The following is a 19,689-nucleotide window of genomic DNA, read 5'->3' as shown; positions in this document are numbered from 1 at the left end:
GACAACCTCCGGGGCATCGTGACACCCGGAAACGACCGTGCCATGCTGCTCAATGGCGCGGGTTATCGGGAGCTTCAATCGAAAGCGGCACGACGAGACATGACAGTACAAGTGCCCCTTCGTTTTTCGGAGTTCATGTCACAGGGGCCATGATGAAGCGCGTTCGGAAGATGAGTACGGGGCGTCGGGCCCGACCGGCCAAGCCGGCTGCGCCCAGGTCCGCCGGCGCGTCCAGAGCGCCCGCGGAAAAGGCGCCCTCCAGGACGACATCCCCGAGGATGCCGTCGTCCGCAGCACAAGCGCCGAAGACACAAACGCAGAAGACCAGGGCCGCGAAGGCGGCGCCGGCCAAGGAGCGCACCAAGGCGCGACCGCTCAAGAAGCACGTTCCTCAGGTCACGGCGATGGCGGGGAGCCGGCGAAGCGCGGCCAAGTCCGGAGTGAGGAAGCCCGAGACCGCGAAGTCCGTGCCCAAGGCTGCCGCTGGATCACCAGGAGTCGTCGAAGCCGCGCTGGCGGTGTTCGCCCATGAAGTGCGCACGCCGCTGACTGGCATTCTCGCCATCAGCGACCTGCTCGCCACCTCCGAGCTTGGCGAGCGCGAGCGGCGCTGGGTCGATACGATCAAGGCCGGCGCGGAGCATCTGTCGAGCCTCGCCACCCTGTTCGTCGATGCTGCCAAGGACGAGACCACCGGCGCGCTGCCGCGTGAGGATCTGTTCGATCTGCGCGTGCTGGCGCGGGCCGCCGGAGACTCGCTGTCGGGCCGCGCCGCCGCCAAGGGGCTGGATGTCAAGGTCCACGTTTCCGACGACTTGCCGGGACTCGTGATCGGCGACCCCGTGCGGCTGCGCGCTGCGCTCGAGAACCTGATCGACAATGCGGTGAAGTTCACCGAGCAGGGGGGCGTGGCGCTGGAGGTCGTTCCAGCACGCCGCGGCGGTCGCGGCAAGCCGAGCAGGGGCGCAGGCCGAGGCGCGGGCAGGGGCAGCGCCGCGATCGCCTTCCACGTCTCGGATTCGGGCATCGGCCTGACCCTGAAGGAGATCAAGCGGCTGTTCCGGCCGTTCAGCCAAGCCAATGTTTCGATTGCCTCGCGCTTCGGCGGGGCCGGACTCGGACTGTCCTCGGTCCGGCAACTGGCGCGCGCCATGGGCGGCGATGTCGCAGTGGCGCCGCATGAAGGCGGCGGCACGACCTTCACCCTGACGGTGACGCTGACCGTTGCGGCCACACCGCACGCCACCGCCGGCGGATCGGAAGATGGTGTCGCCCTCGCGCCGACGCGGCCCCTGCGGATCCTCGGGGTGGAGGACAATCCGTTCGGCCGCGTGGTGCTCAACACTATCCTCAATGAACTCGGCCACCAGGCCGAGTTCATCGGCCGCGGCGAGGCGGCGCCGGAGCGGATCGCGGCCGGCAATTACGATGCGGTGCTGATGGACATGGTGCTGCCCGGCATCAACGGCGTCGAGGCGATTACTCGCATTCGCAAGCTGGACGCGCCCCACGGGACTATCCCGATCATCGGCGTGTCCGGACGCGGCGAGGACGAGGCGGCCTCGCGGGCTGCCGGCGCGGACGCGTTCCTGCTCAAGCCCGTTTCGCCGCGGGCTCTAGCGACTGCGCTTCTTGGAGCGACACGCCGCGCGGCAGCCGCGACTTGATGATCGAAGCGTTCAATTCGCCGCCATACACGAAGATCGCGGCGATGAAATACAGGAACACCAGTGCGATGATCACCGATGCGAGCCCCGCATACATCGTGACGTAGTTGTTGGCGAAGCGCGCCAGGTACTGGCCGAACACGATCCCTGACACCAGCGAGGCGATGAAGGTGAAGACGATGCCGGGCAGGATCTGCATGAAGCTGCGCCGCCCCGCCGGCAGCCAGGCGTGCAGGATGAACAGCGCGACGACCAGCGCGCTGATGGTGATGCCGTAGCGCGTCAGGTTGACGAAGCGCTCGTTGGCTTCGACCGCCAGCGGCAGGTAGCGCCGGGCGGTGGCGAGCATCAGCGGGCCGAGCACGATCAGGAACGACATCGCCAGCGCCGTGAACGCGGCGACCAGGGTATAGCCGATCGATTCCAGCCGCAGCCAGTACCAGCGGCGCTGCTCGATCACGCCGTAGGCGCGGTTGAGCGCGACCCGCAGCGCCTCGACGCCGTTCGAGGCGAAGTAGACCGCGAGCACGGCGCCGATGGTCAGCGCATCGGTCCGGGTCGTGGTCAGCACGTCGTGGATCTCGCCGGTCAGCGCATCCGCCACCTGCGCCGGCCAAGTCTCGAGCATCAAGGTGGCGGCCTGGTCGGCCAGGTCCTTGGAGCCGAGAAAGCCGGCGAGCGAGGTCAGGACGATCAGGAAGGGAAACAGCGCCATCAGGGTCGACAGCGCGATATGGCTGGCGATCGCCCAGCCGTCGTCGGCGAGGAAGGTGTAGAACGCGTCCATGACGACGTGGAAGATGTAGCGAAGCGCCTTCACCTGTCCCTGCACTCCGCGAAAGAACGTGATTTGTACAATCCGATATTACGGCTCCAAAAGCCAGAAGTTGCAGCGCCGGCTGCGCGGATCCGCCATGGCGCTCTTGCGTTTGCGGTGTTATCTAGCACCGATGGCTTCACTTCTTGGTAAATTCATCCTTCCCATCGCCGTTGGCGCGGTCGCCCTGGTGCTGTTTCTGGGCCTCGTCAACATGACGCGCGGCGGCTCGCCGAACCTGTCGCAGAAGCTGATGCGCTGGCGGGTGATCCTGCAGTTCGTCGCGATCGTCGTTGCCATGGCGGCGATCTGGGCGATGGGGCGCTGAGACCGAGACGCCGAGGCGTCGAGAAACGGACGTTGAGAACGCAGCATGGTGGTCCTGAATCGCATCTACACACGGACAGGTGACGACGGTACGACCGCGCTCGGCAATGGCGAGCGGCGCCCCAAGTACGATCTGCGCGTCTCCGCCTATGGAACCGTTGACGAGACCAACGCTGCGATCGGTGTGGTCCGGCTGCATCTGGCCGATGCGCCCGAGATCGATGCGATGCTCGGCCTGATCCAGAACGATCTGTTCGACCTCGGCGCCGATCTCGCCGTGCCGCAGCGCGAGGGCAAGGCGGAGCGGCTGCGCGTCGTCGCGAGCCAGGTCGACCGCCTGGAGCGCGACATCGATACGCTGAACGAGCGGCTCTCGCCGCTGACGTCGTTCGTGCTGCCCGGAGGGACTGCGGCGGCGGCGCATCTGCATGTGGCGCGTACCATTTGCCGCAGGGCGGAACGGATCATGACGGAACTCGCCGGCAAGCCTGACGAGCCGGTCAGCGAGGCCGCCATTCGTTATATGAACCGGTTGTCGGATTTCCTGTTCGTGGCCAGCCGGGCGGCAAACCGGAACGGCGCCGGCGACGTGTTGTGGGTGCCGGGCCAAAACCGTTAACCCGCAAAACCGTTAACGCGGGGGCGTGCGGGCCTGCGTTTTTTCCCCCTCGCGCGTTGACCGGGGGGTACAGGGGCTTTAGGTTCCGCGCCCGAAAGGTCAACCCCGGACAATTTAGAGCGAAAGAGGATCGATGAAGGTTCTGGTGCCGGTCAAGCGGGTGGTCGATTACAACGTCAAGGTCCGCGTCAAGAGCGACGGATCGGGCGTTGAGCTCGCCAACGTCAAGATGTCGATGAATCCGTTCGACGAGATCGCCGTCGAGGAAGCGCTGCGGCTGAAGGAAGCCGGCAAGGCGACCGAGGTGGTGGTGGTCTCGATCGGGCCCGCGCAGGCGTCCGAGACGATCCGCACCGCGCTCGCGATGGGCGCCGACCGCGGCATCCTGGTCAAGGCCGAGGGCAACGTGGAACCGCTGGCGGTCGCGAAGATCCTCAAAGCCGTGGCGCAGGACGAGCAGCCGGGTCTGATCATCCTCGGCAAGCAGGCGATCGACGACGATTCCAACCAGACCGGCCAGATGCTGGCCGCGCTGCTGGGCTGGGCGCAGGCGACCTTCGCCTCCAAGCTCGAGGTCGAGGGCTCCGATTTCAAGGTCACCCGCGAGGTCGACGGCGGCCTGCAGACCGTGAAGCTCAAGGGGCCGGCGATCGTCACCACCGACCTTCGCCTCAACGAGCCGCGCTACGCGTCGCTGCCGAACATCATGAAGGCGAAGAAGAAGCCGATCGCCGAGAAGACGGCGGCCGACACCGGTGTCGATCTCACGCCGCGGCTCGAAGTGCTCAAGACCACCGAGCCGGCGGGCCGCAAGGCCGGCGTCAAGGTCAAGGACGTCGCCGAGCTCGTCAACAAACTCAAGACCGAGGCGGGGGTGCTCTGATGGCCACGCTGCTGATTGCCGAACACGACAATGCATCCATCAAGGACGCGACCAACAAGGCGCTGACGGCGGCGACAGCCCTCGGCGCCGATGTCGACGTGCTGGTCGCGGGCCAGGGCGCCAAGGCTGCGGCCGAAGCCGCCGCCAAGCTCGCCGGTGTCAAGAAGGTGCTGCTCGCCGATGATGCGGCCTACGCGCATGATCTCGCCGAGCCGCTCGCCGACCTCGTCGTCAAGCTCGCCGCGAACTACGACGCGATCGTCGCGCCCGCGACCTCGCGCTTCAAGAACGTGATGCCGCGCATCGCCGCCCTGCTCGACGTGATGCAGGTGTCGGAAATCATCAAGGTCGTCGCGCCCGACACGTTCGAGCGGCCGATCTATGCCGGCAACGCGATCCAGACCGTGAAGTCGAAGGACGCCAAGAAGGTCATCACCGTGCGCACCTCGACCTTCGCCGCCGCAGGCGAGGGCGGCAGCGCGTCGGTCGAGACCGTGGCGGCCGCCGGCGATCCGGCGCTGTCGACCTTCGTCGGCGAGGAGGTCGCCAAGAGCGACCGTCCCGAGCTGACCTCGGCCAAGATCATCGTCTCCGGCGGCCGCGCGATGCAGAGCCGCGAGAACTTCGCCAAGTACATCGAGCCGCTCGCCGACAAGCTCGGCGCCGGCGTCGGCGCCTCGCGCGCCGCGGTGGATGCCGGCTATGCGCCGAACGACTGGCAGGTCGGCCAGACCGGCAAGGTGGTCGCGCCGGAACTGTATGTCGCGGTCGGCATTTCAGGCGCCATTCAGCATCTGGCCGGCATGAAGGACTCCAAGGTGATCGTCGCGATCAACAAGGACGAGGACGCGCCGATCTTCCAGGTGGCCGATTACGGTTTGGTGGCCGATCTCTACCAGGCGGTTCCGGAGCTGACCGAGGCGCTCGGCAAGCTCGGCAAATAACGCTGCTGGCACCGGCCGCGTGGGACCGCGGCGGCCGGTGTTCTCTCTTCCAAGGGCATGGGCGGGCGCAGCAGGCGTGCCGTTCGGGTGGATGACAACATGGCTCAGATCAACAAGCTCGGAGTGATCGGCGCAGGACAGATGGGCAACGGCATCGCGCACGTTGCCGCGCTGGCCGGGCTCGACGTGGTGCTCAACGACGTCACTGCCGACCGGTTGAAATCGGGCATGGCGACCATCAACGGCAATCTGACCCGCCAGGTCGCGAAGAAGGTGATCTCCGAGGACGCCCGCAACCAGGCGCTCGGCCATATCTCGATCAGCGAAACCCTCGATGGCCTCGCCGATTGCGATCTCGTCATCGAGACCGCGATCGAGAAGGAGGACGTCAAGCGCAAGATCTTCCACGATCTCTGCGCGGTGCTGAAGCCGGAGGCGATCATCGCCTCCAACACCTCGTCGATCTCGATCACCCGGCTCGCCGCCTGCACCGATCGCCCCGAGCGCTTCATCGGCATTCATTTCATGAACCCGGTTCCGCTGATGGAGCTGGTCGAGCTGATCCGCGGCATCGCCACCGACGACGCCACCTTCGAGGCGGCCAAGGAGTTCGTCGGCCGGCTCGGCAAGCAGGTCGCCGTTTCCGAGGACTTCCCGGCCTTCATCGTCAACCGCGTGCTGCTGCCGATGATCAACGAGGCGATCTACACGCTCTACGAGGGCGTGGGTAATGTCGAGGCGATCGATGCGGCGATGAAGCTCGGCGCGCATCACCCGATGGGGCCGCTCGAGCTGGCCGATTTCATCGGTCTGGATACCTGTCTGTCCATCATGCAGGTGCTGCACGAGGGGCTGGCGGATTCCAAATACCGGCCGTGCCCGCTGCTGGTGAAATATGTCGAGGCCGGCTGGCTCGGTCGCAAGACGCAGCGCGGCTTCTACGACTATCGTGGCCCCAAGCCGGTGCCGACCCGCTGATTTTACCGCCGCCGGGCTCGACCGATACGCTTCGTTAAGGCTCCTCGGTTAGCGTGCCGCTAGCGAGGTAAGCGCGTATGGACATGAGCTTGGTGGCTGCGGTCATGGCGCAGCAGGCGAGTGCGACACAGCAGCAGGTCGCCACGTCGGTGCTGAAGCAGAACCTGAACGCCCAGAAGGATGCGGTGCTGACGCTGCTCGGCGGCGCGCAGCAGACATTGTCGCTCGCCAATGCCGGCCCCGGCGTCGGCGGCAACCTCAACATCGCCGCCTGAGTTCTCCCGATTAGAGTCCCGCGGCGGCCTTCGATGTCGCCGCCTGGATCAGCTTGACCGCGTCGGCGCTGTCCCACTCGGCGGGACCCGCGATGGTCGCGATCTCGCATCCATTGCCGTCGACCAGCACCGAGGTCGGCATCCCCAGCGCGCGGCCGACCGCCTTCAGATCCTGGAACACCTTGGCCTTCGGGTCACTGAAATAGGTGAGCTGCGTCAGCTTGGCGTCGGCGAGGAACGTCTTCGGCTTCTCCGGGTCGCGGGTGTCGATGTTGACCGCGACCACCTCGAAGGCGTCGCTGCCGAGCTTGGCCTGCAGCCCGTCCAGCGCCGGCATCTCCTTGCGGCAGGGCACGCACCAGGTCGCCCACAGGTTCAATAGCACCGTCTTGCCGCGGAAATCCGACAGCTTTTTCGCTGCCCCCGTGCCGTCCTCGAAGGCGAGATCCGGCAGCCGCAGCGGCACTGTTGCCGCCGTCAGCGCCGCCACCTCGCCCTTGATCAGCGGTGCGATCCGCTTGGCGGTGTCGACCGCCGCCTGACAGGCCTGGTCGCCCGCCGGCCGTCCCTTCAGCAATCCGCCAAGGGTCACCGCCGCGATGCCGGCCACGGCGACCACCGCCACGGCACCGGCCGCGAGCAGCGTCCGCCGCGAGGATGCGGGGCGGGCAGGGGACGGGTCAGGCTTATCGTTTGTCATCTCGGGTCGGTTGCGGCTATCAGAGGCGCGAATTTCGGGATACCGGACGGTGTGTCCCATCCAGCGGCGGTCAGCAAGGTCTTGGAAGCGGTTCAGGCATGAGCAACACGATGTGGGGCGGACGGTTCTCGGAGCGTCCCGACGAGATCATGGAGGACATCAACGTCTCGATCGACGTCGATCGCCACCTTTACGCGCAGGATATCGCCGCTTCCAAGGCGCACGCCGCCATGCTCGCTGCCCAGGGCATCATCACGTCTGCTGATGCGAAAAATATGGCCAGGGGTCTAGACACGATTTTGTCAGAGATCACCAAGGGTTCGTTCGAGTTCAAGCGGGCCCTGGAAGACATCCATATGAATGTCGAGAGCCGGCTCTCCGAGCTGATCGGCCCCGCCGCCGGCCGCCTGCACACCGCGCGCTCGCGCAACGACCAGGTCGCGACCGACTTCCGCCTGTTCGTCCGCGACACCATCGACGACATCGACGCGGCGCTCGCCGCCTACCAGCACGCGCTCGCCACCCGCGCGCTCGAATACGCCGGCACGGTCATGCCCGGCTTCACCCATCTGCAGACCGCCCAGCCCGTCACCTTCGGCCACCATCTGCTCGCCTATGTCGAGATGGCCGGGCGCGACCGCGGCCGCTTCATCGATGCCCGCAAGCGGCTCAATGAATCGCCGCTGGGCGCCGCCGCGCTCGCCGGCACCTCGTTCCCGATCGACCGCCACGCCACCGCCGAGGCACTCGGCTTCGAGCGCCCGATGGCCAATTCGCTGGACGCCGTGTCCGACCGCGATTTCGTGCTGGAGACGTTGTCCGCCGCCTCGATCTGCGCCGTGCACCTGTCGCGCTTCGCCGAGGAGATCGTGATCTGGACCTCGCCGCTGGTCGGCCTGATCAAGCTGTCGGACAAGTTCACCACCGGCTCCTCGATCATGCCGCAGAAGCGCAACCCGGACGCCGCCGAGCTGGTGCGCGCCAAGACCGGCCGCGTCATCGGCGCGCTGAACGGGCTCTTGATCGTCATGAAGGGCCTGCCGCTCGCCTATCAGAAGGACATGCAGGAGGATAAGCAGGGCGCGATGGAGGCGTTCGCGGCGCTGTCGCTCGCCATCCGCGCCATGACCGGCATGGCGCTCGACCTCGTGCCGGACGAGGCCCGCATGAAGGCCGCAGCCGGCGAGGGCTACGCCACCGCGACCGACCTCGCCGACTGGCTGGTGCGCACCCTCAAGATGCCGTTCCGCGAGGCCCACCACGTCACGGGCCGGATCGTGGCCTTGGCCGCCAAGCAAGGCGTCGCCCTGCACGAGCTGCCGCTGAAGGCGATGCAGGAGGTCGAGCCGAAGATATCAGCCGAGGTGCTCGGCGTGCTCTCGGTCGAGTCCTCGGTGAAGAGCCGCACCAGCTACGGCGGCACCGCGCCGAAGAACGTGGCCGCGCAGGCCAAAGCCTGGCTGAAGCGGCTGGAAAAACAGCGAAAGTAGGGCTCCCGTTCGAAATTTGATCGGCCCGGCGTGGCACTCCCGCACTCGTCAGGCCGGTGCATTCTCTGTATGGTGCCGCCCGCATGGGGATTTCACACGTGAATCGCGCTCGCCGTCCAACCTCCGCCGCCCGGGTCCTGCTCGTCCTCGGCGCTTCAGCCCTTCTGCTGGCCGCCTGCGGCCGCAAGGGTCCGTTGGACCTGCCGGCCAACTCCCCGCCGGCGCCGCAGATGTCGGCCGCTCCCGCCGACACCGCGACGGATGCCGCCAACAAGCCCGGCCTGTTCAACTCCGGCTACGGCGCCGACGCCGCCCCCGCCGCCACCCGCGGCCAGAAGAAACCCTTCATCCTCGACCCGCTGCTCGACAGCAAATAGAGCTCGAACTCCCTCTCGATCAGCGCTCGATGCCACCCTCCCCTGGAGGGGGAGGGTCGCCTCACGGTGAGCGAAGCGAAACGCGAGGCGGGGTGGGGTGATCTCTCCACGCGCACCGTCCTCGCGGCTTCACCCCACCCCGCTCGCCCGCTTCGCGTGCGATCGACCCTCCCCCTCCAGGGGAGGGTGGCAGCGCGGGTTTGACAATCCGCCCCATTTCCCGGCAATTCGCCGCCACAATCATTCATCTCGCAGCCCGCGCGCGGACCTGACCCATGAACCACTTCGACTACCGCGACGGCGTGCTGCACGCCGAGGCCGTCAATCTCGCCGGGCTCGCCGCCACCGTCGGCACCCCGTTCTACTGCTACTCCACCGCCACGCTGGAGCGGCACTACCGCGTGTTCGCCGACGCCTTTGCCGGCCAGGACGTGCTGATCTGCTACGCGATGAAGGCCAACTCCAACCAGTCGGTGCTGCGCACGCTCGCAAAGCTCGGCGCCGGGGCCGACGTCGTCTCCGGCGGCGAGCTGAAGCGCGCGCTGGCGGCCGGCATCCCCTCGCGCAAGATCGTGTTCTCCGGCGTCGGCAAGACCGAGGCCGAGCTGCGCGCCGCGCTCGCGGCCGACATCCACTGCCTCAACATCGAATCCGAGCCCGAGCTCGATCTGCTGGCGCGCCTCGCGGTCGAGACCGGCCACACCGCCCGCATCTCCGTGCGCGTCAACCCGGATGTCGATGCCGGCACCCACGCCAAGATCTCGACCGGCAAGTCGGAGAACAAGTTCGGCATTCCCCTGGAGCACGCCCGCCGCGTCTACGCCCGCGCGGCCAAGATGCCGGGCATCAAGGTCACCGGCGTCGACGTCCATATCGGCAGCCAGATCACCGATCTCGGCCCGATGGAGACGGCGTTCCGCATCCTCACCGAGTTCGTGCAGACCCTGCGCGCCGACGGCCACGACATCTCCCATGTCGATTTCGGCGGCGGCCTCGGCATCCCCTATCACATGGACCGCGCGGTGCCGCCGGAACCCGCCGCCTATGCCGCGATGGTCAAGCGCGTCAGCCACAATCTCGGCTGCACCCTGATGTTCGAGCCGGGACGGATGATCGTCGGCAATGCCGGCATCCTCGTCGCCAAGGTGATCTATGTGAAGCACGGCGAGGCCAAGAACTTCGTCATCATCGACGCCGCGATGAACGACCTGATCCGCCCGACGCTCTATGAGGCCCATCACGACATCCTGCCGGTGGTCCAGCCGGCGCCGGGTGCGCCGTCGTTCGTCGCCGACGTCGTCGGCCCGGTCTGCGAAAGCGGGGACTACCTCGCGCTCGACCGCACGCTGCCCGAACCTGCGCCCGGCGATCTCCTCGCCATCATGACATCAGGCGCCTACGGCGCCGTCCAGGCCTGCACCTACAACACCCGCGCTTTGGTGCCCGAGGTGCTGGTCAAGGGCGACCAGTCCGCCGTGATCCGCCCGCGCATCGAGGTCGAGCAGCTGATCGCGATGGACACGCCGGCGCCGTGGCTGTGAGGCGGCGCTGCCGCGCAAGCCGCTCGCGCTGTTGCGCCCATCTGTCCCCACATCGTCATGCCCGGGCTTGTCCCGGGCATCCACGTCGTTCGGCATGCTGGCTGCGCTCCGGGTAAGGCGGCCAGTCGACCGCAGGCGGTGCCGAGTTCGTCTGCCGTGAGCTTTGTGAAGCGTGTGGCTGACGGATGTCCGCGGCCCGCCAGACAGCAGGGCCATAGTAGACATTTGGCGTCAAAATGTTAGGATATGGTTCCTGCGCGACGAGGTCACCGGAGCAGATGTGCCCAAGTATTTTCCGATAGATGCGGGCGTGGCCTTTGCTTGTGATGAGAGCGACCTGATCGCAATCAACTGGCGTCCGGGCAGTCTTTCGGCAGACTTCATTCTTCCCGGCATCTCGGGCCATGTTGTCCGCGTTCGCTTCAACGACGCCACCATCGTTCGTCTTGTGGACGAATTTCCGCTCAGTACCGAGCAGGATACTGAGACGGAAGGTCTGGTCTCGCGTCATTTCGCCTATCGGGTGGAGGGGGCCGTGTTTGCGGCGACGCAATCCGAGGCTTGGAAAGTGAATTTCCATCCCGCTCGTCACTACCGTTTCATCACCGGATGGGGATGCATGGACGTGCTCTCCAAAGCCGCGCCCAGCTTTGAAATCGTTGCTATCGACAATTGATGAACATGTAGACCCTCGCGGGCATCGTCCGCGAAAGCAGACGATCCAGTACGCTGTGACGTCTCGGTTCAATATCTTCCGCCGCGGAGTACTGGATGCTTCGCCTGCTGGCCGACAAGCTGATCGCGCCCGACAACATCGTGATCGACGCCAAGACCGGCATCTCCGGCGCCGGCCGCGGCGGCGACAGCAAGTTCGGCTACGCCGAGAGCAACGAGAACCTGATCCCCTACGGCCTGCTCAGGCACGTCCACATGCCCGAGATCGAAAGCACGATCGCGCGTCTCAGTGGCGGCAGCGCCGCCGGGCTGGTGTTCACGCCGCATCTGGTGCCGATGACCCGCGGCATCCTCGCCACCATCTACGCCCGCGGCCGCGCCACCACCGAGCAGTGCCTGGACGCCGCCCGCCGCTTCTACGAAGGCCGCGCCTTCGTCCGTGTCACCGACAAGCCGCCGCAGACCAAATGGGCCACCGGCTCCAACCTCGCCTTCGTCAGCTACGCCGCCGACCCCGAGCGCAATCTGGTGATCGCGCTCGGAGTCGTCGACAATCTCGGCAAGGGCGCCGCCGGGCAGGCGGTGCAGAACGCGAACCTGATGTGCGGGCTGCCGGAGACCGCGGGGCTGGAGGGGGCGCCGGTCTGGCCGTGAGGTCGGCCGCGATTGTCACAGCAGCGGGAGACGGCACGGGTGATCAAATGGCGTCTCTCCTCAGCGTTTGATCCGGTGCACCGTCACCGTGGTCCCCACTCAGAAGCCCGTCGAGAGCGCGACCTCGCGCCATCGGGCGATGATGGCGGCGTCGGAGGCGTGCTTCGCCTCGATCGCCGCGACGGTGTCGGCCCCCAGTGGTAACCGCACCGGCGGGTCGGGCTCGCCGGCGAAGTCGACGAGCACCCGCGCGAGCTTGTCGGGATCGCCGGGCTGGGCGCCGTTGACGGTGCCGGCGTTCGCCCGGACCCGACCTGCCGTCGCGCTGTAATCGGGGATCACGATGCGGCTGACCTTCAACGACGAGGCGTCCATGAAGTCGGTCCGGAAGTAGCCCGGCTCGATCGCCGTCACATGGATGCCGAGCGGCCTGAGCTCGGCGCGCATCGCCTCCGACAACGCCTCGACGGCGAACTTGGTCGCGCCATAGACGCCGAAGCCGGCCGAGCCGCGATAGCCGCCGATCGACGAGATGTTGAGGATGCGGCCGGACCGTGCCTTGCGCATGTGGGGCAGAATGGCGCGGGTGACGGCCAGGAGTCCGAACACGTTGGTGCGGAAGACGGCCTCGATCTCCTCTTGGCTGGTTTCCTCGACCGCGCCCATCAGGCCGAAGCCGGCGTTGTTGAGGAGCACGTCGATCCTGCCGAAGCGGTCGATCGCCGCCTGCGTCGCCGCGACCGCCTCGCTCTCCCTGGTCACGTCGAGCGCGAGGGCCAGGAGGTCGGGATGCGCCCCGATGCGATCGACGATCGCCTTCGGATTGCGGGCGGTCGCCACGACGGCGTCGCCTCTGTCCAGCGCCTGCTGCGCGACCAGCGCGCCGAAGCCGCGCGAGGCCCCTGTGATGAACCAGACTCTCATCGGACTATTCCTCGATATTGCCGTTGCGTGTGAGGCTCGCGGGTCGCGCCGGCTCATGCCGCCGCGATGTCGATGGCGATCTTGCCGGTGCCGCCCGTCTTGAGCGCGTCATAGGCCGCACCGACGTCCTCGAGGGCGAACCGGCGCGAGTCGAGCAGCGGCGTGAGCTTGCCGGCTTCCACCAGCTGTGCGGCCTGGGCGAGGATCTCGCCGTGATGCCGCCGTCCCTTGCCGTCGAGCAGCGGCAGCAGCGTGAAGACGCCGGAATAGGTGCCGCCCTTGAACGACAGCGGCGCCAGCGGATGGGTGCCCCAGCCCAGCGACGAGGTGACATGGCCGAACCGCGCGACCGCGGCGAAGGCTGTGTCGAGCGCGCCGACCGTGTCGTAGACGATGTCGAAGCCGCGGCCCGCCGTGATGCGCTCGACGGCGTCGGCGATCGGTTCGTTGCGGTCGATGAAAACAGCGCCCAGGCGCTCGATCACCGGCCGGCTCTCTGGACGTCCCGTTGCGAAAACCGTTGCGCCGAAGGCGAGGCCGAGCTGGACGACGATGTGACCGACACCGCCGGCGCCGCCCAGGACGAGCAGCGTCTGTCCCGGCCGGATGCCGACGCGATCGACCAGACCTTCCCAGGCCGTGATCGTCACCAGCGGCAGGACGGCCGCCTCGCGCAAGCTGAGGTTCGCCGGCTTGGCCGCGAGCAGATCCGCGTCGGCGCTGACATATTCGGCCAGCGTTCCCGGGTGGCCGCCGACCCCGCCGACCATGCCGTAGACCTCGTCGCCCGGACGAAACCGGGTGACGCCTTCGCCTGTGGCCTCGACCGTGCCGGCCATGTCCAGGCCGAGGATGGCGGGAGCCGGTTGCCTGGCATGCGCGGCCTGGCCGGCATGGATCTTGGTATCGAGCGGGTTGGTGCCGGCCGCGGCGATGCGGACGAGGACCTCGCCGCGTCTCGGCGCGGGGCGGCTGATCGCGGTGACGCGGAGCGGCGCGCCGGTTTCGTGGAGAATGGCAGCCTTCATCGAGATGGTCATGGCGACCTCCTGTTGTGATGGAGGCATCGTCGGCCGTCGTGCCATGAATGGACATCATCGAGTTCGTATGTAATCCATTCAGTTTTGAATGGGCGTCTCGTGTCCGTCGCCCCCGTCGTCGAAAGGCCTCGCATGGAGTGGAGCGACCTGCGGATCTTCCTCGCCATCGCGCGCGAGGGCACGCTCGGCGCGGCCGCGCGCCGGCTCGGCCTGTCTCAGCCGACCATGGGACGCCGCCTGGCGGCGCTCGAAGCGGCCGTGAGCCAGACGCTGTTTCAGCGCACGGCCGAAGGCTTCGTGCTGACTCACGAGGGCACGGCGGTGTTGGCCCACGCCGAGCGGATGGAGGAGGAGGCGCTCGCGTTCGAGCGGCGCCTGGCGGGCGCGCAGGCGCAGCTCGACGGTTTTCTCAGGATCTCGTCGTCGGATTGGTTCGGCCGCCTGGTGCTGACGCCGGTTCTGGCCGAATTCGGCCGGCTGCACCCGCGCGTCTGTGTCGAGCTCTTGACCGACGCGCGGCTCTACAGTCTTCCACGCCGCGAGGCCGATCTCGTGTTTCGCATCCGCGCGTTCGATGAGCCGGAGGTGATCTCGCGCCGGCTCCTGCACATCCCCTATGCCGTGTACGGTCCGCTCGACGGCCCGCAGGCCGTCGAGGGCGATGGCCAGGGGATCAGGGTCGTCACCATGGACACGGCCTTCGCCGACATGCCCGATGCGCGCTGGCTGGCGAAGCGACTGCCGAAGGCCGAGGTCGCGATGCGCAGCAACAACCGCGACGTTCAGGCCATGCTATCAGCGCAAGGCGCGGGGCTCGCCGTGCTGCCCCGGCCGCTCGGCGACGCGACGCCGGGCCTGCGGCCCGTCGACATCGGCGAGCAGCCGCCGGGGCGGGACACCTATGTCGGCTATCACCGCGATCTGCGCCGGCTCGCCCGGCTGCGGGCGCTGCTCGACCTCGTCATCTCGCAACTGGCGTCCGCGTGAGATGCGTTTGACACTGCGGCGCTCTCGATCTCGTCGGCGCTCCGGATCTAGTCCCCCGCGTGCCTCGAGTTTCGTGCAGTGTCACCGTAATCCAGCGCAGTGCCTCGACGCCGCCCGCCGCTTCTACGAAGGCAGCGCCTTCGTCCGCGTCACCGACACGCCGCCGCAGACCAAATGGGCCACCGGCTCCAACCTCGCCTTCGTCAGCTACGCCGCCGACCCCGACCGCAACCTGGTGATCGCGCTCGGCGTCGTCGACAATCTCGGCAAGGGCGCAGCCGGGCAGGCGGTGCAGAATGCGAACCTGATGTGCGGGCTGCCGGAGACCGCGGGGCTGGAGGGGGTGCCGGTCTGGCCGTGAGGGCTATGGCGGCCGGTCCGCCGTGATCCGCTCGCGCAATTGGCACCTAATCGCGACGTGTACGCGGGTGTCGCGGTTGTGAGTTCTTGCGAGCGAGCAGGCATGGGCTGAAGGCTGGCGCGCCGACCAAAATGTGTTGCCTCGTTGTTGCAACCACTTGTACGCATGCGGCCAAACCAGCAAGATCGACCGAATCACTGACTGGGCGCCCTTAGGAGTTTTCCTGCATGCCAGCACTCGGTAGCCTATGTTTTTTCAACAATAAAGGCGGCGTAGGCAAAACCACCCTGGCCTGCAATGTCGCCGCTTATATAGCAGAAACGGAGAAACTTAACGTTCTCCTGATTGATGGAGACCCTCAATGTAACGCTACACAACTAGTATTGTCAGATGAGACGACAGAAAGACTGTACGGGTCTCCGTCCGGCCTGTCTGATATGGATACTCTCAAACAGGTTCTCCGCCCTCTTCTAGATGGCGATGCGTCACTTGGGAAAACTCACAAGATCGCGGGACCAGATACAAATCGCTTCGGTATCTCTATCATTCCAGGACATCCCCATGTTGCTCTCCTCGAGGATGGGCTGAGTACCAGTTGGACACAATTTATGGCTGGCAACTTAGGTGGAGCTCGCGTCACAAATTGGAACACTCAGCTACTCAGTCATCTAAAGCCGCAATATGACTTGATAATCTATGACGTTGGACCAAGTCTCGGCGCGCTCAATCGCTCAATCCTAGTCGGCGTTGATTTTTTTCTCGCTCCGATGGGTTGCGACATATTCAGTCTAATTGGCATCGAGAATATCGCGGACTGGATTGCTCAATGGCGCAACTACTATGAGACAGCCTACAAGCAAGTGGTGGCTCGGAATGAAGCCGCTCTCGAAGCGTATGCTGGCGAAGTACGTGCGTCTTCAGGGCTCATGGGTCGATTTGTGGGGTATACGGTACAGCAGTACATTACGAAGACTATTCGCGATCAGAAAAGAGCAACTGCTGCTTACGAGGCGATCCTTTCAAAAATCCCGAATGAAATCACAAAAAGCTTGGGGCCCTTCATTGCTCCTAGGTTGGCAGCCGAGGAAGTTCGGCTCGGCGACGTGCCTCACATGTTCAGCCTCGTCCCTCTTGCACAAACGGCTCATACCCCAATCCACAAGTTGACGTCGCGCGAGGGCCTATCGGGAGGTCAGTACCAGCAGCAGCAGCAGTATCAGAAGTTTATCGGCAATCTAACCTCATCTCTCATGCGAAACCTCCGACGTACTGCGGAGATTCGGGCATGATTGACTGGCCAGATGACCTAGTTCAAGACATAGCTGCTCGCAGGTCTGTTCTCTTTTTGGGCGCGGGGGTGTCCCGCAATGCTCAGAACGACCATGGAGTGCATCCGAAAGAATGGTCTGCCTACCTGGCGCACCTTGCCTCTCGGATCTCCGATAAGGGGCAAGCGGCAGAAGTTGAACAATGCATCAAAGATGCAGACCTTTTGACTGCATGCGAGCTGGCGCGGAAGTATCTGTCGCCCTCCATATTTAAAACCGAAATGTTGCAGGAGTTCGTTGGTAATGCGTATCGTCATGCCCAGATTCACGATGACTTGAGTTCAGTCGACTCGCGGATCGTAATGACCACGAACTTTGACAAGCTTTATGAAAACAGAGCCAATCAGCTCCAGAGCAACACTGTAATTGTGAAGAACTATTACGACCACGACGTCGCGGACGTTTTCCGTCGACAGGACCGCGTCGTAATTAAAGTGCACGGCACAATCGATAATCCCGATAAGACCATCTTCACCCGTAGCCAGTATGCTCTCGCCCGCCGGGACTACAGCCACTTCTATCAACTGCTGCGGGGGCTCTTCATAACCCACACTTTCGTGTTTCTCGGGGCGTCAATGCGAGACCCCGATATGCAATTACTCCTCGAAGATCATGCTTATCGTTTTGAAGGAGCTCGTCCGCACTATATGGCTATGCCCAACGATTCGACGCGAACAGGAATACTGCGAGTTCTAGAAGAAACCATGAACCTCAAAGCGCTTGTTTACGATCCGGCCGACAACCATAAGGAGCTCGCTGATTCGATTGCTGTGCTGGCGGGCAAGGTTGAGACTGCGCGCGAGCAAATAGCGAAGACGGCGGCGTGGTAACAATGCTCGAACAATTGGCCATCGTTGCGGAAAGAGCTCCTCGTGAATGGCGTAAGGCTACCTTAACGGCTGACTATTCTCGCCTTCATCAGTTGGCTCCCTACATAGGCAAGTTGAAGCCAGTAATCGCCCGTCAGCTCGTCGAGCAATTCAGTTCGCAGGGTGATGTCGTGCTTGATTGCTTTTCTGGGTCTGGCACCATCCCGTTGGAAGCTGTTCTGATGGGACGAAGATCGCTTGCATTCGATGCAAACCCCTATGCTGTCACGCTGACCCGGGCGAAACTCGAAGCTCCGCAATCGTTGGATTTGGCTAATGAACAACTGAACCGGAGGCTGGCAGACGCACAAAGGCGTCCTCGCTACAAAATTAAGGAGCTTCCGCTCTGGGTTCGAAAGTTCTTCCATCCCGCAACGTTGCAGAATGCAGTGCGCTTTGCAGACGAGTGTATTGAGAGGGACGATCAATTTTTGCTCGCATGTTTGCTGAGCGTTCTCCACCATCAACGTCCGGGGTTCTTGTCGTACCCAAGTAGTCACCTTGTGCCGTATCTCCGCGATAAGAAATTCCCAAAGGAAGAATTCCCGGATATGTACGAGGAGCGCGAGTTGGCTCCTCGTCTTGCGGCGAAGCTGGCGCGCACCTACAAGCATGGAAATTTGATAGACAAAGCAAATGTGCTGCGCGTCGAACAGGTCTGCGTCGCTGATCTCAAATTGGACTTCGAGGTGGATGCAATAATTACAAGTCCACCCTATATGAATGCGCTCGACTATGTACGGGACAACCGGCTTCGTATGTGGTTCCTTGACAGGAGCACTGTCGATTACTCTCCGGAGCCGACAGAAAAACAAGCGCAATCAGATGAAATAACTGCGGCTTTCGCTAATAACGCATTGCGGTACCTTCGCAAGGGTGGTCACTGCGTTCTGGTCGTCGGCGAGACAGTCCTTCGCAAACGAGTAAAGTCTCACCCGGCCGAGCGTATACTCGCGAAGCTCACCGCCAGCTATCCCGACCTTCGGGTTGAGCGTGTCATCCGAGATGTTATTCCTGACATCAGGAGAAGCCGGCGAACGGGCGCCGCGACCAAGCGCGAATTGGTTTTAGTTCTGAAGAAGGGCTGATTTATCGCGGCTATGGGCTCGATTGGATTTCAGTGTCGAGACGCGCCTCGAGTTCGCTGAGCCGCACACCCTCGCTGCGTTCGACCTCGGCGATGGCCTCGGCCAATAACGGCTTGGTCCATTCCAATTCATCATGCGCGTACCGAGCGCGGCGGCGCGCTGCGCAAGCGCGGCTTTCTGCGCCGGGGTCAGCATCACGCCTTCGGCGGCCAGACTGTCCCAGAGGTCGGTCAGGAGGTCGAACCGCTCCTGAGGCGTGAGGGCGGCAATGCCTTGGGGCATCATGGGTGCAGAGCCTCCGGTCTCGTCGTCGCTCAGGACTATATACCGTCTTCGGCGCGGACACGCGAGCGGCGCGCAGCGCATGAAAAACAATCGCCGCCTTACTCGAATATTTCGGTTGCGCTTTATCCGAAATCATGCTCTACTCCCGGCATCCCGTCCCGCTGAGGGGGCGCTTCGCGATCGTCACGGACGTCGGGTGCGGGATGCGGTGGGCGCATTGGGACGCAGCGTGGGCTTGCTCGCGCGGACGAACGATCCCGGTGCGACGAGGAAGTCGCGTGGTTCTGGCATCCCGGTGCTGATGCCAAGTGGGCGATGACGTGTCGTCCGCGACGGGGCCAACAAGCCGGTCCCCGGGAAGAGCGCGTATAAGTCGTAACACCATCGCGCAGGGAAGGCCGGGTGATCTCGGCTGAGCCTGTGGTTCTGCCGCGTGCTTTTTTGCTGCACGCGGACCATGGGCGCCGGCCGGCGCCCGGTCTTCCCTGCGCCCTCGCTTCTCGAGAGGGTGAGATGGCGGGTATCACTCGGGCGCCGAATGCGTCGCGAGAACGATGGTGCTCGTTTTGCTAATGATTTCCTCCGCGGAGTGTTTGATCATGTGCATCGTGACGTTCGCCACGACGTCATTGCGAGGAGCGCAGCGACGAAGCAATTCAGAGTCACGCCCGCAGCCCCTGGATTGCTTCCGCCTTCGCCCGAAGGGCTTCGGCGGACACGTCGCTGCGCTCGCAATGACGGAGTTAGGGTGTGCGGCGTGGATCACCCTCCGTCGTCACCGGGCGCCCTGCTGTCATCGGGGCGCCCCGTAACTCCCCGGGAACCCGGCCGGTCACACTCCCGTGTGAACGGCGGCCGGC

Annotated in this window: 21 protein-coding genes and 1 pseudogene; 17 read left to right on the top strand and 5 right to left on the bottom strand. The window is 64.8% G+C overall.

Translation table 11 applies throughout. From position 1 onward, the window contains the following. Positions 1-278: 278 nt before the first annotated feature. Entirely contained in the window at positions 279-1,667 is a 1,389-nt protein-coding gene (locus tag QX094_RS08010) for an ATP-binding protein (RefSeq protein WP_316186175.1), read from the top strand. Here the strand turns inward: QX094_RS08010 and QX094_RS08005 are convergent. After that, the gene (locus QX094_RS08005) at positions 1,594-2,487 is read right to left on the bottom strand and encodes a YihY/virulence factor BrkB family protein (protein ID WP_315718152.1); all 894 of its coding nucleotides are present in this window, start codon (positions 2,485-2,487) and stop codon (positions 1,594-1,596) included. The genes QX094_RS08010 and QX094_RS08005 overlap by 74 nt on opposite strands. A gap of 130 nt (positions 2,488-2,617) precedes the next feature. Here QX094_RS08005 and QX094_RS08000 point away from each other — a divergent pair, with 130 nt between their 5' ends. From QX094_RS08000 to QX094_RS07975, 6 genes are all read left to right on the top strand, one after another. After that, positions 2,618-2,812 (top strand): twin transmembrane helix small protein, encoded by a 195-nt coding sequence (locus QX094_RS08000; RefSeq protein WP_315718162.1) that lies wholly within the window; start codon positions 2,618-2,620, stop codon positions 2,810-2,812. Between the two features lie 45 nt (positions 2,813-2,857). Next, entirely contained in the window at positions 2,858-3,430 is a 573-nt protein-coding gene (locus QX094_RS07995) for a cob(I)yrinic acid a,c-diamide adenosyltransferase (RefSeq protein WP_315736202.1), read from the top strand. A 133-nt stretch (positions 3,431-3,563) separates the two neighbouring features. Continuing rightward, positions 3,564-4,313, top strand: a complete 750-nt coding sequence (locus QX094_RS07990; RefSeq protein ID WP_315718150.1) for an electron transfer flavoprotein subunit beta/FixA family protein — start codon at positions 3,564-3,566, stop codon at positions 4,311-4,313. After that, positions 4,313-5,257 (top strand): electron transfer flavoprotein subunit alpha/FixB family protein, encoded by a 945-nt coding sequence (locus QX094_RS07985; protein ID WP_315718148.1) that lies wholly within the window; start codon positions 4,313-4,315, stop codon positions 5,255-5,257. The genes QX094_RS07990 and QX094_RS07985 overlap by 1 nt, the downstream gene beginning before the upstream one ends. Positions 5,258-5,356: 99 nt before the next feature. Continuing rightward, positions 5,357-6,235, top strand: a complete 879-nt coding sequence (locus QX094_RS07980; protein ID WP_315718147.1) for a 3-hydroxybutyryl-CoA dehydrogenase — start codon at positions 5,357-5,359, stop codon at positions 6,233-6,235. Between the two features lie 77 nt (positions 6,236-6,312). Further along, positions 6,313-6,510, top strand: coding sequence for a putative motility protein (locus QX094_RS07975; protein WP_315718145.1), 198 nt, complete (start codon positions 6,313-6,315; stop codon positions 6,508-6,510). A gap of 10 nt (positions 6,511-6,520) precedes the next feature. Here QX094_RS07975 and tlpA read toward each other — a convergent pair whose 3' ends face one another. Next, on the bottom strand, positions 6,521-7,210 hold the full coding sequence (gene tlpA / locus QX094_RS07970; protein ID WP_316171813.1) for a thiol:disulfide interchange protein TlpA: 690 nt from the start codon (positions 7,208-7,210) through the stop codon (positions 6,521-6,523). A gap of 98 nt (positions 7,211-7,308) precedes the next feature. On the opposite strand from tlpA, the gene argH reads away from it, so the two are divergent. The 5 genes from argH to QX094_RS07945 all read left to right on the top strand — a co-directional run bounded on the left by argH (position 7,309) and on the right by QX094_RS07945 (position 11,947). Further along, positions 7,309-8,700, top strand: a complete 1,392-nt coding sequence (gene argH / locus QX094_RS07965; RefSeq protein WP_316187763.1) for an argininosuccinate lyase — start codon at positions 7,309-7,311, stop codon at positions 8,698-8,700. Positions 8,701-8,783: 83 nt separating this feature from the next. Continuing rightward, complete coding sequence (gene lptM / locus QX094_RS07960; RefSeq protein WP_315718142.1) at positions 8,784-9,077, top strand: LPS translocon maturation chaperone LptM; 294 nt, start codon at positions 8,784-8,786, stop codon at positions 9,075-9,077. Positions 9,078-9,352: 275 nt separating this feature from the next. Further along, the gene (lysA, locus tag QX094_RS07955; RefSeq protein WP_316187762.1) at positions 9,353-10,618 is read left to right on the top strand and encodes a diaminopimelate decarboxylase; all 1,266 of its coding nucleotides are present in this window, start codon (positions 9,353-9,355) and stop codon (positions 10,616-10,618) included. 280 nt (positions 10,619-10,898) lie between these two features. Then, positions 10,899-11,294 carry a hypothetical protein gene (locus tag QX094_RS07950; RefSeq protein WP_316176010.1) on the top strand — a complete coding sequence of 132 codons (396 nt, stop codon included), beginning with the start codon at positions 10,899-10,901 and terminating at the stop codon, positions 11,292-11,294. A 71-nt stretch (positions 11,295-11,365) separates the two neighbouring features. Continuing rightward, on the top strand, positions 11,366-11,947 hold the full coding sequence (locus QX094_RS07945; RefSeq protein WP_410052906.1) for an Asd/ArgC dimerization domain-containing protein: 582 nt from the start codon (positions 11,366-11,368) through the stop codon (positions 11,945-11,947). Positions 11,948-12,046: 99 nt separating this feature from the next. Here QX094_RS07945 and QX094_RS07940 read toward each other — a convergent pair whose 3' ends face one another. Then, positions 12,047-12,871 (bottom strand): SDR family NAD(P)-dependent oxidoreductase, encoded by an 825-nt coding sequence (locus QX094_RS07940; protein WP_316187761.1) that lies wholly within the window; start codon positions 12,869-12,871, stop codon positions 12,047-12,049. A 53-nt stretch (positions 12,872-12,924) separates the two neighbouring features. Further along, complete coding sequence (locus QX094_RS07935) at positions 12,925-13,911, bottom strand: zinc-dependent alcohol dehydrogenase family protein (protein ID WP_316187760.1); 987 nt, start codon at positions 13,909-13,911, stop codon at positions 12,925-12,927. A gap of 132 nt (positions 13,912-14,043) precedes the next feature. On the opposite strand from QX094_RS07935, the gene QX094_RS07930 reads away from it, so the two are divergent. From QX094_RS07930 to QX094_RS07910, 5 genes and pseudogenes are all read left to right on the top strand, one after another. Continuing rightward, positions 14,044-14,898, top strand: a complete 855-nt coding sequence (locus QX094_RS07930; RefSeq protein ID WP_316187759.1) for a LysR family transcriptional regulator — start codon at positions 14,044-14,046, stop codon at positions 14,896-14,898. Positions 14,899-14,992: 94 nt separating this feature from the next. Continuing rightward, positions 14,993-15,259: pseudogene (locus QX094_RS07925) on the top strand (N-acetyl-gamma-glutamyl-phosphate reductase); the annotation flags it as partial. 227 nt (positions 15,260-15,486) lie between these two features. After that, positions 15,487-16,548 (top strand): ParA family protein, encoded by a 1,062-nt coding sequence (locus tag QX094_RS07920; RefSeq protein ID WP_316187758.1) that lies wholly within the window; start codon positions 15,487-15,489, stop codon positions 16,546-16,548. Further along, complete coding sequence (locus QX094_RS07915; protein WP_316187757.1) at positions 16,545-17,417, top strand: SIR2 family protein; 873 nt, start codon at positions 16,545-16,547, stop codon at positions 17,415-17,417. Before QX094_RS07920 ends, QX094_RS07915 begins: the two co-directional genes overlap by 4 nt. A gap of 2 nt (positions 17,418-17,419) precedes the next feature. Next, the gene (locus QX094_RS07910; RefSeq protein WP_316187756.1) at positions 17,420-18,544 is read left to right on the top strand and encodes a DNA methyltransferase; all 1,125 of its coding nucleotides are present in this window, start codon (positions 17,420-17,422) and stop codon (positions 18,542-18,544) included. Here QX094_RS07910 and QX094_RS34525 read toward each other — a convergent pair. Next, on the bottom strand, positions 18,524-18,826 hold the full coding sequence (locus QX094_RS34525) for an addiction module protein (RefSeq protein ID WP_410052402.1): 303 nt from the start codon (positions 18,824-18,826) through the stop codon (positions 18,524-18,526). The two genes, QX094_RS07910 and QX094_RS34525, sit on opposite strands and share 21 nt — an antisense overlap. Between the last annotated feature and the right edge of the window lie 863 nt (positions 18,827-19,689).

Origin of the sequence: Bradyrhizobium sp. SZCCHNS1050 (assembly GCF_032484785.1) — a bacterium.
Lineage (GTDB): Bacteria > Pseudomonadota > Alphaproteobacteria > Rhizobiales > Xanthobacteraceae > Bradyrhizobium.
The sequence above is the reverse complement of the archived record's forward strand: the minus strand, read 5'-3'. Positions and strand labels throughout refer to the sequence as shown.